The organism is Variovorax nitratireducens (assembly GCF_051216545.1).
Taxonomy (GTDB): Bacteria; Pseudomonadota; Gammaproteobacteria; order Burkholderiales; family Burkholderiaceae_C; genus Variovorax.
On sequence record NZ_JBPJZO010000002.1, the window covers coordinates 837,319 to 850,166 of the forward strand.

Annotated in this window: 15 protein-coding genes and 3 tRNA genes; 15 read left to right on the plus strand and 3 right to left on the minus strand. The window is 66.5% G+C overall.

The window, feature by feature from the left end; all coding sequences use genetic code 11:
* Positions 1 to 57 precede the first annotated feature (57 nt).
* On the plus strand, positions 58 to 549 hold the full coding sequence (gene tssJ, locus ACSFA8_RS09185; RefSeq protein ID WP_435479172.1) for a type VI secretion system lipoprotein TssJ: 492 nt from the start codon (positions 58 to 60) through the stop codon (positions 547 to 549).
* A 14-nt stretch (positions 550 to 563) separates the two neighbouring features.
* Here the strand turns inward: tssJ and ACSFA8_RS09190 are convergent, their stop codons facing one another.
* Positions 564 to 1,601: a type VI secretion system protein gene (locus tag ACSFA8_RS09190; protein WP_435479173.1), complete on the minus strand. Its 1,038-nt coding sequence runs from the start codon at positions 1,599 to 1,601 to the stop codon at positions 564 to 566.
* Positions 1,602 to 1,605: 4 nt separating this feature from the next.
* Complete coding sequence (locus tag ACSFA8_RS09195) at positions 1,606 to 2,931, minus strand: DotU family type IV/VI secretion system protein (protein ID WP_435479174.1); 1,326 nt, start codon at positions 2,929 to 2,931, stop codon at positions 1,606 to 1,608.
* Between the two features lie 227 nt (positions 2,932 to 3,158).
* On the opposite strand from ACSFA8_RS09195, the gene ACSFA8_RS09200 reads away from it, so the two are divergent.
* Positions 3,159 to 3,842, plus strand: a complete 684-nt coding sequence (locus tag ACSFA8_RS09200) for a response regulator (RefSeq protein WP_435479175.1) — start codon at positions 3,159 to 3,161, stop codon at positions 3,840 to 3,842.
* Positions 3,843 to 3,873: 31 nt separating this feature from the next.
* Positions 3,874 to 4,569: a phosphoglycolate phosphatase gene (gene gph, locus ACSFA8_RS09205; RefSeq protein WP_435479176.1), complete on the plus strand. Its 696-nt coding sequence runs from the start codon at positions 3,874 to 3,876 to the stop codon at positions 4,567 to 4,569.
* Here gph and ACSFA8_RS09210 read toward each other — a convergent pair.
* The gene (locus ACSFA8_RS09210) at positions 4,541 to 5,140 is read right to left on the minus strand and encodes a chalcone isomerase family protein (RefSeq protein ID WP_435479177.1); all 600 of its coding nucleotides are present in this window, start codon (positions 5,138 to 5,140) and stop codon (positions 4,541 to 4,543) included. The genes gph and ACSFA8_RS09210 overlap by 29 nt on opposite strands.
* 289 nt (positions 5,141 to 5,429) lie before the next feature.
* Here ACSFA8_RS09210 and trpE point away from each other — a divergent pair, with 289 nt between their 5' ends.
* The 12 genes from trpE to ACSFA8_RS09270 all read left to right on the plus strand — a co-directional run.
* Complete coding sequence (gene trpE, locus ACSFA8_RS09215) at positions 5,430 to 6,932, plus strand: anthranilate synthase component I (protein WP_435479178.1); 1,503 nt, start codon at positions 5,430 to 5,432, stop codon at positions 6,930 to 6,932.
* A complete protein-coding gene (locus ACSFA8_RS09220; RefSeq protein ID WP_435479179.1) occupies positions 6,929 to 7,318 on the plus strand; it encodes a GxxExxY protein in 390 nt (129 codons plus the stop codon). Before trpE ends, ACSFA8_RS09220 begins: the two co-directional genes overlap by 4 nt.
* Complete coding sequence (locus tag ACSFA8_RS09225) at positions 7,315 to 7,899, plus strand: anthranilate synthase component II (protein ID WP_435479180.1); 585 nt, start codon at positions 7,315 to 7,317, stop codon at positions 7,897 to 7,899. Before ACSFA8_RS09220 ends, ACSFA8_RS09225 begins: the two co-directional genes overlap by 4 nt.
* Before the next feature lie 22 nt (positions 7,900 to 7,921).
* Entirely contained in the window at positions 7,922 to 8,974 is a 1,053-nt protein-coding gene (gene ltaE / locus ACSFA8_RS09230) for a low-specificity L-threonine aldolase (protein WP_435479181.1), read from the plus strand.
* An 8-nt stretch (positions 8,975 to 8,982) separates the two neighbouring features.
* Positions 8,983 to 9,633, plus strand: coding sequence for a LysE family translocator (locus ACSFA8_RS09235; RefSeq protein WP_435479182.1), 651 nt, complete (start codon positions 8,983 to 8,985; stop codon positions 9,631 to 9,633).
* A gap of 25 nt (positions 9,634 to 9,658) precedes the next feature.
* The gene (trpD, locus tag ACSFA8_RS09240; RefSeq protein WP_435479183.1) at positions 9,659 to 10,693 is read left to right on the plus strand and encodes an anthranilate phosphoribosyltransferase; all 1,035 of its coding nucleotides are present in this window, start codon (positions 9,659 to 9,661) and stop codon (positions 10,691 to 10,693) included.
* A 1-nt stretch (position 10,694) separates the two neighbouring features.
* Complete coding sequence (trpC, locus tag ACSFA8_RS09245; protein WP_435479184.1) at positions 10,695 to 11,495, plus strand: indole-3-glycerol phosphate synthase TrpC; 801 nt, start codon at positions 10,695 to 10,697, stop codon at positions 11,493 to 11,495.
* Positions 11,496 to 11,505: 10 nt separating this feature from the next.
* Positions 11,506 to 12,234 carry a uracil-DNA glycosylase gene (locus ACSFA8_RS09250; RefSeq protein WP_435479185.1) on the plus strand — a complete coding sequence of 243 codons (729 nt, stop codon included), beginning with the start codon at positions 11,506 to 11,508 and terminating at the stop codon, positions 12,232 to 12,234.
* A gap of 46 nt (positions 12,235 to 12,280) precedes the next feature.
* A tRNA-Tyr gene (locus ACSFA8_RS09255) sits at positions 12,281 to 12,366 on the plus strand.
* 74 nt (positions 12,367 to 12,440) lie between these two features.
* A tRNA-Gly gene (locus ACSFA8_RS09260) sits at positions 12,441 to 12,514 on the plus strand.
* Between the two features lie 41 nt (positions 12,515 to 12,555).
* Positions 12,556 to 12,630 (plus strand) — tRNA-Thr (locus ACSFA8_RS09265).
* Between the two features lie 104 nt (positions 12,631 to 12,734).
* On the plus strand, positions 12,735 to 12,848 hold a 114-nt coding region (locus ACSFA8_RS09270), incomplete at its 3' end, for a GTP-binding protein (protein WP_296316415.1).

Below are 12,848 nucleotides of genomic sequence, written 5' to 3' on the forward strand. Positions count from 1 at the left end.
TTGACTGGTGATAATCAAAGATGCGTAGACACCGGTCAATGCAACGAAGGGAATAGCATGAGAGTCCTTGGTACACGCCGTTTGCCCTATGGCCGTTCTCTCGCCGCTGCCTTGCTGGTGGCGTGGATGCTTGCAGGCTGCGCCAAGCCGCCCGTCGTGATCGTGACGCCAGTGGCCATGACGGTGGCGGCCGGTGCCGACGCCAACCCCGATGCGCGCGGCCGCGCTTCGCCGCTCACGGTTCGCGTCTACGCGCTCAAGTCGGCCGGCCCGTTCGAAGCAGCCGACTTCTTCTCGCTGTTCGAAAAAGACACGGCCACGCTCGGCGCCGAACTGGTGCAGCGCGAAGAGATGCTGCTGCGCCCCGGCGAAAGCAAGAAGATCGAGATGACCTTGCCGGCCGACGCCAAGGCGATCGGCGTGATGGCGGCCTACCGCGATCTGGATCGCGCACGCTGGCGTGAGGTGCGGGTGGTCGAGCCCGGCAAGCCGCTGGTGCTGACCGTGACGCTCGGCGCCCGCCAGATCAGGATCGACGCCGCGAAGTAACAGGAAGGCGTGCCTCATCGGAGGTGCCGCGCCGGGCGTGCCAGCGACTGGTCTTCCGGCAGAAAGCGCTGGAACAGGTCGGTGGCAAACGCGCCTGGGCTCGCCTGCGACGCGGCGGCCGTCAGGTAGAGGCCGCGCCATACCGCACCCGCTCCCGGCGCGAAGAGCTGGTCGACCAGTGCGCCCAGACCCGCTTGCAGCGCCACCACCTGATCGACCCAGTGAAGAATAGCCAAACGCGCCGCCGGATCGGGCTGGTCACGCACCAGCGCCATGCCCAGCGCCTGCAGCCGCGCCGCCAGCGGCTCGAACAACGCGTCGAGGCGCCGTGCGCTGCCGCCGCTGCCGGCATCCGGTTCGATGAAGCGGTGACCCAGCGCTTGCGCGAGTACCTCCGGCGGCAGTCCCGCGCACACCTCGGCATAACCCTGGAAGCGCTCGAGCCCGGTGACCACCACATAGACCGGCAGTTGCAGCTGCAGCAAATGCGCTGCCTCTTGCGCCAGTGCCGCGAGTCCGCGCGGCGCCTGCGGCAGTGCCTGCGCAGCGACGCACACGACCACGCCGTTCAGCGGCAGGGCCGGGCGTTGTTCGGCCAGCGTCAGCAGGCCCTGGAGCCAGCGGCTGCGTACGCGGCTGTCTGCGGCGTCTGCGGCGTCTTCGGCGATGTCGGGGCCGATCGCAATGGCGGTCATGGCGGGCTGCGTCCAGGCCTGCCAGGGCGTGGATGCGGTTTTTTTCGGTGGCGGGGCGCCGCCGGCCTGAAGCAGTCCCGCCACGTTGGCGGCTGTATCGCCGACAAAGAGGAACCGGGGATGCAGCACGTCGGATGTGCCCGGCCCGATGCTTGCGGGCGGTTGCGCCGCTGGCGGTGAATCGGCCGCACCGCGGCCGAGTTCGGCGAGGCGCCTGTGCAACAGCTGGCGGCGCTGCCAGCGCCGATGCCCGAGCGTCCACCACCAGAGCAATGCGAAGCCGATCGCGCAGCCCAGGGGCAGCAGCCAGAATTGTGCGGGCAGCGACTGCAGGACTTGATCGAGCGTGGGGGCCATGTTCTCAGCGCTCGGCGGTTTCCAGGAACAGGAACTCGGCGACCAGCCGTTCCGGATCCTTGTTGGCCGTCAACGATCCGCGCAGGCGCAGCAGGTAGTCGGAGGCCAGCTCGAAGGGCGGCCGGTCGGCGTTTTCGCTGAAGGCCAATGGCGAGGCGAGCGCCGTCACCAGGACGGTGCCGAACGGCGGGCTGACCAGCCAGCTCGAAGGAATGTCCTGGCCCAGCTCGACCTGCTCGCCGGCGGCAAGCCGCCGCGAACTGCGCCCCGCGTTGAAATGCAGCACCGAGCCATCGGCCGTGTAGTAGTCCACCCACAGGTGGCCATCGAAATTGGGCTGCGTCACTTGCAGGAGCACCAGGTCGCCCTCGCGCAGCCGGGCATCGCGCGCGCTCCTGACATTGATGGCCAGGCCACGTTGTTTGTCGCGGTTGCTTGCCTGGTAGGGCTTCAGCATGGCTACCACCTCGCAATGCGGCCACACGCGCAATGCCAGCGCGACGTTCACCGACTTCACACCGGGCAGCGCCCCGATCTCGCCGCGCACACGCTCCAGGTCTGCAGGCAGCGAGACGAAGCCGCGCACCTCGGCGACCCCGCCATCGGAAACGGTGGCGGAGAGATCCGCGCAGGCGTAGGCCTGGAGCCGCTGATCCACGCGCTGCGCCAGCATCGACGACACGTCGCGGGGCCCGGCCAGCAACAGCCAGAGCAGGGCGACCAACGGCGTCAGCAGTGCCAGCGCCGCGCCGGCCCGAAGGATCGAACGTTCGCGCTGCTCGGGCTGCCGCAGCGTGGGCGGCGCGGGTGCCGAATAGGGTTGCGGCGTGATGTGATCCTGCGCGAGAGTAGCAAGGGTGAGCGGCGGCACCGGCAGTTGCCGGCCGTGCAGCGCCTTGAGCTTGCCGAGTTCGCCGCTGTCATTGCTCTCGAAGTAATACTGGCCGGCGAAGCCGTTCGCCAGGGCGTACCAATAGATCTCGCGCAGTTCGCCGTCCTCGGCTTGCAGCGCAGAGAGGTGGTGGAAGAACTCGCTGTGCGCGTTGTTGGAGTTGAAAAGCTGCACCTGCAGCGGCGTGGTGCGGGCGTTCCAGTCCGGGTCGCGCGCGAGGATTTCGTCGAGCCACGCGACCAGCGCAAATGAGGCCGATTCGAGGTCGCCGGGGCGATGCCCCGCCACGGTGGCGCGCTCGCGCGCCTGCTCGAGCAGGCCCAGCGCCTGTTTCTGCGTGGCGCCGACCGATGCATGAGGGCGTCGTGCCTGGATCGCCGCGTCCAGTTCGAGACCGAGCAAGAACAGTGGGCGGAAAAAATCGAGCAGGCGAGGCATGGAGGCTCGCGGCTACCCTTCGATGGCGTGAGCGTCGTGTGTGCGCCGGTGTCGATGGCACATGCCGTGATCCCTGTCCATGTAGAAGTGCGACCAATTCTTTCAATGGCACCGGGGGCGCACCATATCGCTTGGGGACTATGTCGTTCGGGCGCAGTAATTGGCTTGCTGCGCGCGGCGTTCACCGCTATCTTCGGTCGAGTTAACAATTGATGCCGGGGGTGCCCATGAAAATCCTGATCGCCGATGATCACCGGCTTGTCATCGAAGCGGTCAAGGCCAAGCTGGCGGAGATCGAGCCCGGCATCGAGTTCGTGCTTGCCATGAGCGTCGACGAGTTGCTCGCGGGTGCCTCCGATGAACTCGACCTGGCCGTGATCGACCTCAACATGCCCGGCGCAGATGGCCAGGCGCACATCGAGGAAATCCGCCGCCGCCATCCGGCCGTGCCGGTGATCGTGCTGTCGGGCTACGAAGATCCGGCGGTCATGCGCAGCGCGCTCGAGCGTGGCGTGCTCGGGTTCATTCCGAAGGCCTACTCGCCCGAAGTCATGATTTCGGCGGTTCGACTGGTGCTGGCCGGCGGTGTCTATGTACCGCCGATGATGTTGTCGGCCTTGCCGCCGGGCATCGTGGCCGGCGTGCCGGCCAAGACCACGACCGACGCGCCGATGCCGCGCGCAGCCGGCGCGCAAACGCTCGAACATCTGCGCAATGTGCTGACCGAGCGCCAGGTCGAAGTGCTGCAACTCCTGTCGCAGGGCAAGCCCAACAAGCTGATCGGCCGCGCGCTCGGCATCAGTGAAGGCACGGTCAAGATTCATCTGGCGGCGATCTTCCGCGCGCTCAATGTCCGCAATCGCACCGAGGCGGTGGTGGCTGCGCAGACGCTGACCGAAGCCCAGATGTAGGCCGGCGGCAGCGGGCGCTATGCTCGCCCGCATGACTCCGGATCTCTCCCGCTTCGACGCCGCGATCGTCGATCTCGACGGCACCATGGTCGACACGCTCGGCGATTTCGTCGTGGCGCTGAACCTCATGCTGGTTGACCTCGGGTTGCCGAAGGTTGCGCCCGAAACCGTCAGGCCGCTGGTCGGCAAGGGCTCGGAACACCTGATTCTTTCGGTGCTCGAACACGTCCTGGCGCCCGCAGATGCGTCAGCGCTTCAGCAGCGCTTCGATGCGGCATGGGCGCGCTACCAGCATCACTACAGCCACGTCAACGGCCTGCATTCGGCCGTGTACCCGGGCGTGGTCGAGGGGCTGCGGGCGCTGCGTGCGCGCGGACTTCGGCTCGCCTGCCTGACCAACAAGCCCACCGCCTTTGCCAAGGTGCTGCTGGCGGCCAAGGGCCTCGACGGCTTTTTCGCTACCGTGTTCGGCGGCGATGCGTTCGAGCGCAAGAAGCCCGACCCCTTGCCCTTGCGAAAGACCTGCGAGGCGCTCGGCAGCAAGCCGGCGCGCACGCTGATGCTCGGGGATTCGAGCAACGATGCGCGCGCCGCGCGCGCGGCGGGCTGCCCGGTGGTGCTGGTGAGCTACGGCTACAACCACGGCGAGCCGGTGCGCGGCGTCGACGCCGACGGTTTTGTCGACTCGCTCGAAGAGCTCAGCTCTTTCCGAGCAGCGCGTCCTTGAGCTTCCAGTCGGCTGGCGCCGGGCCGAGCCAGATGCGCATCAGCGCATTGAAGAAAGCGGCCTCCTTGATCGGCTCGCCCTGCGCAACGCCGCGCACCGTGATCACCGTGCCGGTGCCCGGCAGCCAGTCGATGGTGAAGGTGTCGCCGGTCTTGAGCACCTTCTGATCGGCGAACATCTGGCCCATGCGCAGCAGGCCGGGCACCAGTTGTGCGAACTCGCTGCGGGGCGAGTTGTCCTCGACGCCGCGCGTGAACAGCTTGCCGAGTTCATTCGCCTCGATGTCGCGCAGCATCGTGATGGTCATGCGCTTCGGCCCGGTGGCGGCCAGCACCTCTTCGGGCGTGCCGGCTTTCTGGCCCAGGTACAGGCCAGCCGTGTAGACCTTGAAGACGGCTTTGTAGCGAACGCCGGCGCCATTGAGATGCAGCTTGCTGCCGCGCAGTTCGATGCCGTCTTCGAGTTTGACGCCTGCGACGTCGACCGGGGCGGCCGAGGCGGCCAGGGTGCAGAGAGAAGCCACCGCAAGCAGAACCACGGGGATCGAGCGCTGGAAGGCAGACTGGAGCATGGGTTTGTCCTTGGTTATGGAAACGAGCCACCCATCCCTGAATGTATCAATTTGTACGCGTATTGTCGCTCAGCTAAACTCCGCGCTCCATGTTCATTCATCACGTCATCCAGACAGGTCAAGGCAGCCGGGGAGCCTGGCCCTGGCGTCGCCCGTCGTCGCTGTCTTTTTGATTGCACGGCGCACGCCGTGCGCCCGCGGCGCCTGATCGCAGCATCGACTCAGGGCCAAACGTGAATGACCCCGCCACCGGCCATCCAGCGCCGGGCGGCAGACGGAGAGAGACCCCGTGATCACCGAACTCGAATTCAAAAGCCTCAGCGCGCAGGGCTACAACCGCATTCCGCTGATGGTCGAGGCCTTTGCCGACCTCGAAACCCCGCTCTCGCTGTATCTCAAGCTCGCGCACACCAAGGACGGCGGCAAGTACAGCTTCCTGCTCGAATCCGTCGTCGGCGGCGAGCGCTTCGGCCGCTACAGCTTCATCGGCCTGCCGGCCCGCACGCTGATCCGCGCCAGCGGTTTCGGCGCCGAAGCGCGCACCGAGGTCGTGACCGACGGCCAAGTGGTCGAAACCGCCGAGGGCAACCCGCTCGATTTCATCGAGGCGTATCAAAAGCGCTTCAAGGTGGCGCTGCGGCCCGGCCTGCCGCGCTTTTGCGGCGGGCTGGCCGGCTACTTCGGCTACGACGCGGTGCGCTACATCGAGAAGAAGCTCGAAAAAACCTGCCCGCCCGACACGCTCGGCTGCCCGGACATCATGCTGCTGCAATGCGAGGAGCTGGCCGTCATCGACAACCTCTCGGGCAAGCTCTACCTGATCGTCTACGCCGACCCGACGCGGCCCGAGGCCTATACCAACGCCAAACGGCGCCTGCGCGAATTGCGCGACCAGCTCAAGTATTCGGTCGCGGCGCCCCAGGTCAAGGCGAGCCAGCCGCATCCGGTGGAGCGCTCTTTCGCCAAGGCCGACTACCTCGCCGCGGTCGAGCGCGCCAAGGAGCTGATCGCCGGCGGCGATTTCATGCAGGTGCAGATCGGCCAGCGCATCAGCAAGCGCTACACCGAGTCGCCGCTGTCGCTGTACCGCGCGCTGCGCTCGATGAACCCGTCGCCCTACATGTTCTATTACCACCTGGGCGATTTCCATGTGGTCGCGGCCTCGCCGGAGATCCTGGTGCGCCAGGAGAACATTGCCGGCGGCGAGCAGAAGGTGACCATTCGCCCGCTCGCCGGTACGCGCCCGCGCGGCGCCTCGATCGAGCTCGACAAAGCGGCCGAGGTCGAGCTCCTCAACGACCCGAAAGAGCGCGCCGAGCACGTGATGCTGATCGACCTGGCGCGCAACGACATCGGCCGCATCGCGAAGATCGGCACGGTGAAAGTCACCGAAGCCTTCGCGGTCGAGCGCTACAGCCACGTGATGCACATCGTGAGCAACGTCGAGGGCACGCTGAAAGACGGCATGACCGCGATCGACGTGCTCAAGGCAACCTTTCCGGCCGGCACGCTGACCGGTGCGCCCAAGGTGCACGCGATGGAGCTCATCGACGAACTGGAACCGACCAAGCGTGGCCTCTACGGCGGCGCCTGCGGCTACATCAGCTACGCGGGTGATATGGACGTGGCGATCACCATCCGCACCGGCATCATCAAGAACCAGGTGCTGCACGTCCAGGCCGCTGCCGGCGTGGTGGCCGATTCGGTGCCTGAACTCGAGTGGAAAGAGACCGAGGCCAAGGCGCGTGCGCTACTGCGTGCGGCCGAGCTGGTCGAGGAGGGCCTGGAATGAGCGTCCACGAAAGCGTCAACGACTTCTCGCACGAGATCATTGGCGCGGCGGTCGAAGTGCAGCGCGTGCTCGGCACGGGGCTCGTCGAATCGGCCTACGCCGCGGCGCTAGAAGTCGAACTCGCCGAGCGCGAGATCGGCTTCCAGCGTGACGTGCCGCTCTCGGCGCACTACAAGCAGCGCGATCTCGGCGAGGTGTACCGCGCCGATTTCGTGGTCGAGCAGTCGGTAATCGTCGAGCTGCGCGCTGTCGACGTGCTGACCGACCTGCACCGCGCGCAGGTCATGGCCGCACTGCGGCTCTCGGGCCTGAAGCTCGGCCTCCTGATCAACTTCAATGTGTTCCCCGTCGTCAAAGGCGTCCACCGGATCGTGAGCAAGCCATGAAAGTCTTGATGATCGACAACTACGACTCGTTCACCTACAACATCGTCCAGTACCTGGGCGAGTTGGGGGCCGAGGTCGAAGTGCGGCGCAACGACGAGATCAGCGTGGCGCAGATCGGCGAGCGCATCGCAGCCGGTGTGACGCGGCTCGTGGTGTCGCCCGGGCCCTGTTCGCCGGCCGAGGCGGGCGTGTCGGTGCCAGCTATCGCGGCCTTTGCCGGCAAGCTGCCGATCCTGGGCGTCTGCCTCGGCCACCAGGCCATCGGGGCGGCGTTCGGCGGCAAGATCATCCGCGCGCAGCAACTCATGCACGGCAAGACCAGCGAGATCACGACGACCCGCGAAGGCGTATTCGCGGGGCTGCCGGAGAAGTTCACGGTGAACCGCTACCACTCGCTCGCGATCGAGCGCGAGAGCTGCCCCGAGGCGCTGGCCATCACCGCCTGGACGTACGACGGCGAGATCATGGGCGTGCGCCACACCGGCTTTGCGCACGACGTGCGCATCGAAGGCGTGCAGTTCCATCCGGAGTCCATCCTCACCGAGCATGGCCACGCGATGCTCAGGAACTTTCTAGCCTGACGGCCGGACGCTGGAGGCCAAGATGACCCACGAAACCACGGTCGACCTGCGCAGCGACACCGTCACGCAACCGACCCCCGCGATGGGCGCCGCCATGGCCGCGGCACCGCTCGGCGACGACGTGTTCGGCACCGACCCGAGCGTCAACGCGCTGCAGGACAAGATCGCCGCCATGCTCGGCTTCGAGGCGGCGCTGTTCGTGCCGACCGGCACGCAGAGCAACCTGTGCGGGATCCTGTCGCACTGCGGTCGCGGCGACGAGTACATCGTGGGGCAGATGGCGCACTGCTACCGCTGGGAAGGGGGCGGTGCCGCGGTGTTCGGCAGCGTGCAGCCCCAGCCGCTCGATCACGCGGCCGACGGCACGCTGCCGCTCGCGCAGATCGAGGCCGCGATCAAGCCTGACGATGCGCACTTTGCGCGCACGAAACTGCTCGCGCTGGAGAACACGCTGGGTGGCAAGCTGTTGCCGTTCGGCTACGTGCAAGCCGCAACCGCGTTGGCAAAGTCCAGGGGCCTCCAATGCCACCTCGACGGTGCGCGCCTCTTCAACGCGGCCGTCGCGCAAGCCGCAAGCACGGGCGGCGATGTCCGGGCCGAGGCCCGCCGAATCGCGCAATGCTTCGACAGCGTCTCGGTCTGCTTCAGCAAGGGCCTGGGTGCGCCGATCGGCTCGGCGCTGTGCGGTTCGCGCGAGTTCATCGCGCGCGCGCACCGCATCCGCAAGATGGCGGGTGGCGGCATGCGCCAGGCCGGATTGCTGGCGGCAGCGGCATCGCATGCGCTCGACCATCACATCGAGCGCCTGGCCGACGATCACGCGCTGGCACAGCGCCTCGCAAGCGGCCTGGCCGGCATCGACGGCTTCGTCGTCGAGCCGCCCCAAACCAACATCGTCTTCGTCAACCTCGAAGGCGCGGCCAAGGCGCGCTCCGCCGCGCTGATGGCCCGCCTCGGCGAGCAACGCATCCTCGCCACTGGCTTGTACAAGCTGCGCTTCGTCACGCACCTGGACGTCGATGCCGCCGGCGTCGACCGCGCCGTGCGTGTTATCCGCGACTTCTTCCAGGGTTGAACGACGCCATGCCCGATCTTTCGCATCTGCTGGTCTTCATCGCGGCCGGCTGGCTGCTGAACCTGACGCCCGGCCCGGACGTGTTCTATATCGTGACGAATGCGCTGCGCTCGGGCGCACGCGCCGGCATCGTGGCGGGGCTCGGCATCACCGCAGGCTGCTTCGTGCACATCGGCGCAGCTGCGCTGGGCGTCGGCACGCTGCTCGCGACCTCGGTTCATGCATTCACCGTGCTCAAGTACATCGGCGCGGCCTACCTGCTGTACATGGGCATCCGCATGGTGCTGTCGAAGACGCCCCCGGCGGCCGATCTGGCGGCGATGGCCGCCGCCGGAGAAGCACGCAGCCTGCGGGCCGTCTTCATGGGCGGCTTCTGGACCAACGTGCTGAACCCGAAGGTCGCGCTGTTCTTTCTCGCCTTCGTGCCGCAGTTCATTGCGCCCGACGCCGGCAACAAGGCGCTGGCCTTCGTGCTGCTCGGCGTGCTGTTCAATCTCAATGCCATTCCCGTGAACTCGGGCTGGGCGCTGGCCGGCGCCTGGATGGCGCGCCGCAGCACGGTGCAAAAGGGCCTGCACTGGCTCGATCGCGTGGCCGGCGCGCTGTTCATCGGGTTCGGCATCAAGCTGGCCCTGTCCGACGCGCCCGCTGCGCACTGACGCTACTCACTCAAGGAGACACACCATGCCCATCACCCCGCAGGAAGCGCTGCAGCGCACTATCGAGCACCGCGAAGTCTTCCACGACGAGATGCTGCACATCGTGCGGCTCATCATGAGCGGCGAATGCTCGCCCGTGATGATGGCCGCGCTGATCACCGGCCTGCGCGTCAAGAAGGAAACCATCGGAGAGATCACCGCCGCCGCGCAGGTGATGCGCGAGGTGTCGACCAAGGTGCTGGTGACCGACACCACCAACCTCGTCGACATCGTCGGTACGGGTGGCGACGGTTCGCACACTTTCAACATCTCGACCTGTTCGATGTTCGTCGCGGCTGCGGCGGGCGCCAAGGTCAGCAAGCACGGCGGGCGCAGCGTCTCGAGCAAGTCGGGCAGCGCCGATGTGCTGGAATCGCTCGGCGTCAACATCAACCTCAAGCCTGACCAGATCGCGAAGTGCATCGAAGAGGTCGGCATCGGCTTCATGTTCGCGCCGAACCACCACCCGGCGATGAAGAACGTGGCGCCGGTGCGCAAGGAACTTGGCATCAAGACCATCTTCAACATCCTCGGCCCGCTGACCAACCCGGCCGGCGCACCGAACATGCTGATGGGCGTGTTCCATGCCGACCTGGTCGGCATCCAGGTGCGCGCACTGCAACGGCTCGGTACCGAGCATGCACTGGTGGTCTACGGGCGCGATGGCATGGACGAGATTTCGCTGGGCGCAGCCACGCTGGTCGGTGAGCTCAAGGACGGCGAAATCCGCGAGTACGAACTGCACCCGGAAGACTTCGGCTTCGCGATGTCCAGCAACCGTGCGTTGCGCGTGGAAACGCCCGAGCAATCGAAGGCCATGCTGCTGGGCGTGCTCGACAACCAGCCCGGGGCGGCGCGCGACATCGTGGTGCTCAATGCCGGCGCGGCGCTGTACGCGGCAAACGTGGTCGACTCGGTGGCGGCCGGCGTCGACAAGGCCCGCGCAGCGATCGAATCCGGTGCGGCGAAGGCCAAGCTGGCGGCGCTGGTCAAGGCCACGACGGCAGCAGGAGCGAACTGACATGTCCGACATCCTCGACAAGATCGTTGCCGTCAAGCACCAGGAAGTGGCGGCGCTGAAGCAGCGCACGCCGCTCGATGCCATCCGCTTCGACGCCGAGAGCCGCGTGCTCACGCGCGACTTCGTCGGCGCCCTGCGCGGCAGGATCGCAGCGGGCCAGGCCGCGGTGATCGCGGAGGTCAAGAAGGCGAGCCCGAGCAAGGGCGTGATCCGCGCCGACTTCATCCCCGCCGACATCGCGCAGAGCTACGCCGAGGGCGACGGCACGGTCAGCGCGGCCTGCCTTTCGGTGCTGACCGACAAGCAGTTCTTCCAGGGCAGCATCGACTTTCTCAAGCAGGCGCGCGCTTCGTGCGAGCTGCCGGTGCTGCGCAAGGACTTCATGGTCGATGCGTGGCAGATCTACGAATCGCGCGCGATCGGCGCCGACGCGATCCTGCTGATCGCCGCCGTACTCGACGACGCACAGATGAAGGACTTCGAAGCCATCGCGCTCGGACTGGGCATGGCGGTGCTGGTCGAGGTGCACGACGCGGCCGAACTCGATCGCGCGCTGCAGCTCAAGACGCCGCTGGTCGGCGTGAACAACCGCAACCTGCGCAACTTCGAGGTGTCGATCCAGACCACGATCGACCTGTTGCCCAAATTGCCGGCCGACCGGTTGCTCGTCACCGAATCGGGCATTGCCACGCGCGAGGACGTCGCTGCGCTGCGCGCGGCCGGGATCCACGCATTCCTCGTCGGCGAGGCCTTCATGCGCGCCGACGAGCCGGGCGACGCGCTCGCCGCCTTGTTTCGCTGAAAGGCCGGCCATGCCTGAAGTTCGTGGCGATCAACTGGCGAGCAACAACCCTTCGGACTGGCCCGTCGCGCCCGGCTGGCAGCCGCTGGTGGCCGATTTCTTCGGCAGCCCGGTCGGACAGAAGCTGCTGGGCTTTCTGGGCGAGCGGCTCGATGCCGGCGCTGTGATTTTTCCGCCACAGCCGCTGCGAGCCCTCGAACTCACGCCGCCTGAGCAGGTGCGTGTGGTCATCCTGGGCCAGGATCCGTACCACGGCCGCGGCCAAGCCGAGGGGCTGGCCTTCTCGGTCGCACCCGGCGTGGCGCTGCCGCCGTCGCTGCGCAACATCTTCAAGGAACTCGCGCGCGATCTCGCAACGCCGCCGCCGCCGTTCCCGAATCCGGGCGGTAGCCTCGTCAAGTGGGCGAAAAACGGCGTGCTGCTGCTCAATACCTGCCTCACGGTCGAGGAAGCCCAGCCCGCCAGCCATGCCGGTCGCGGCTGGGAGGTGCTGACCGACGCGGTGATTCGCCACGTCGCGCAGGGCGAGCGGCCCGTGGTTTTCATGCTCTGGGGCTCGCATGCCCAGAGCAAACGCGCGCTGATCGACATGCAGCGCCACAAGGTGCTGACCGCCAATCACCCTTCGCCCCTGTCCGCCCTGCGGCCACCGGCGCCATTCATTGGTTGCGGCCATTTTGGGCAGGCGCGCGCCTGGCGGGAGGCGCAGGGCACCGGCGCGGTGCAAAATCCTTGCTGAGCCGGTCGACGGGCTGCGGCAACCGTGCTATATTCCGAGGTTCGCCGGAGAGGTGGCCGAGTGGTTAATGGCAGCAGACTGTAAATCTGCCCTCTTACGAGTACGCTGGTTCGAATCCAGCCCTCTCCACCAGCGACGAAATGGATTTCAGAGAGCTTTTGGAAATTTTTGAAAGTGCGCTTCGGGTGCCTGGATTGCCCCCGAGTGCGGGAGTAGTTCAATGGTAGAACCCCAGCCTTCCAAGCTGATGACGCGGGTTCGATTCCCGTCTCCCGCTCCAGCGATCCGCTTCGCCGCAGGAATGCGTTTTGGTTAGTAAAAGCCCTTTTGGCTCAGTGGTAGAGCACCCCCTTGGTAAGGGGGAGGTCGCGGGTCCGATTCCCGCAAAGGGCACCATTTCAGGGTGCGGCTGAGAGTTTGCACCGGGTTGGCGGCTTGTCATTTCGACGACGCGGCCCCATGTCAGTCTGTTGATCTAGTTATTTTTCGGAGTCGAGAAAATGGCAAAAGGTAAATTCACCCGCACCAAGCCGCACGTGAACGTGGGCACGATCGGTCACGTTGACCATGGCAAGACCACGCTGACGGCTGCCATCGCAACCGTTCTGTCGGCC

Bases quoted from the DNA above. Each gene is read 5' to 3' on its own strand.
- ACSFA8_RS09200 (WP_435479175.1), top strand. From the start codon at position 3,159: ATGAAAATCCTGATCGCCGATGATCACCGGCTTGTCATCGAAGCGGTC.
- ACSFA8_RS09220 (WP_435479179.1), top strand. From the start codon at position 6,929: ATGAGCGTCCACGAAAGCGTCAACGACTTCTCGCACGAGATCATTGGC.
- ACSFA8_RS09195 (WP_435479174.1), bottom strand. From the start codon at position 2,931: ATGCCTCGCCTGCTCGATTTTTTCCGCCCACTGTTCTTGCTCGGTCTC.
- tssJ (WP_435479172.1), top strand. From the start codon at position 58: ATGAGAGTCCTTGGTACACGCCGTTTGCCCTATGGCCGTTCTCTCGCC.
- trpD (WP_435479183.1), top strand. From the start codon at position 9,659: ATGCCCATCACCCCGCAGGAAGCGCTGCAGCGCACTATCGAGCACCGC.
- ACSFA8_RS09225 (WP_435479180.1), top strand. From the start codon at position 7,315: ATGAAAGTCTTGATGATCGACAACTACGACTCGTTCACCTACAACATC.
- ACSFA8_RS09210 (WP_435479177.1), bottom strand. From the start codon at position 5,140: ATGCTCCAGTCTGCCTTCCAGCGCTCGATCCCCGTGGTTCTGCTTGCG.
- ACSFA8_RS09235 (WP_435479182.1), top strand. From the start codon at position 8,983: ATGCCCGATCTTTCGCATCTGCTGGTCTTCATCGCGGCCGGCTGGCTG.
- gph (WP_435479176.1), top strand. From the start codon at position 3,874: ATGACTCCGGATCTCTCCCGCTTCGACGCCGCGATCGTCGATCTCGAC.
- ACSFA8_RS09190 (WP_435479173.1), bottom strand. From the start codon at position 1,601: ATGGCCCCCACGCTCGATCAAGTCCTGCAGTCGCTGCCCGCACAATTC.
- trpC (WP_435479184.1), top strand. From the start codon at position 10,695: ATGTCCGACATCCTCGACAAGATCGTTGCCGTCAAGCACCAGGAAGTG.
- ACSFA8_RS09250 (WP_435479185.1), top strand. From the start codon at position 11,506: ATGCCTGAAGTTCGTGGCGATCAACTGGCGAGCAACAACCCTTCGGAC.
- ltaE (WP_435479181.1), top strand. From the start codon at position 7,922: ATGACCCACGAAACCACGGTCGACCTGCGCAGCGACACCGTCACGCAA.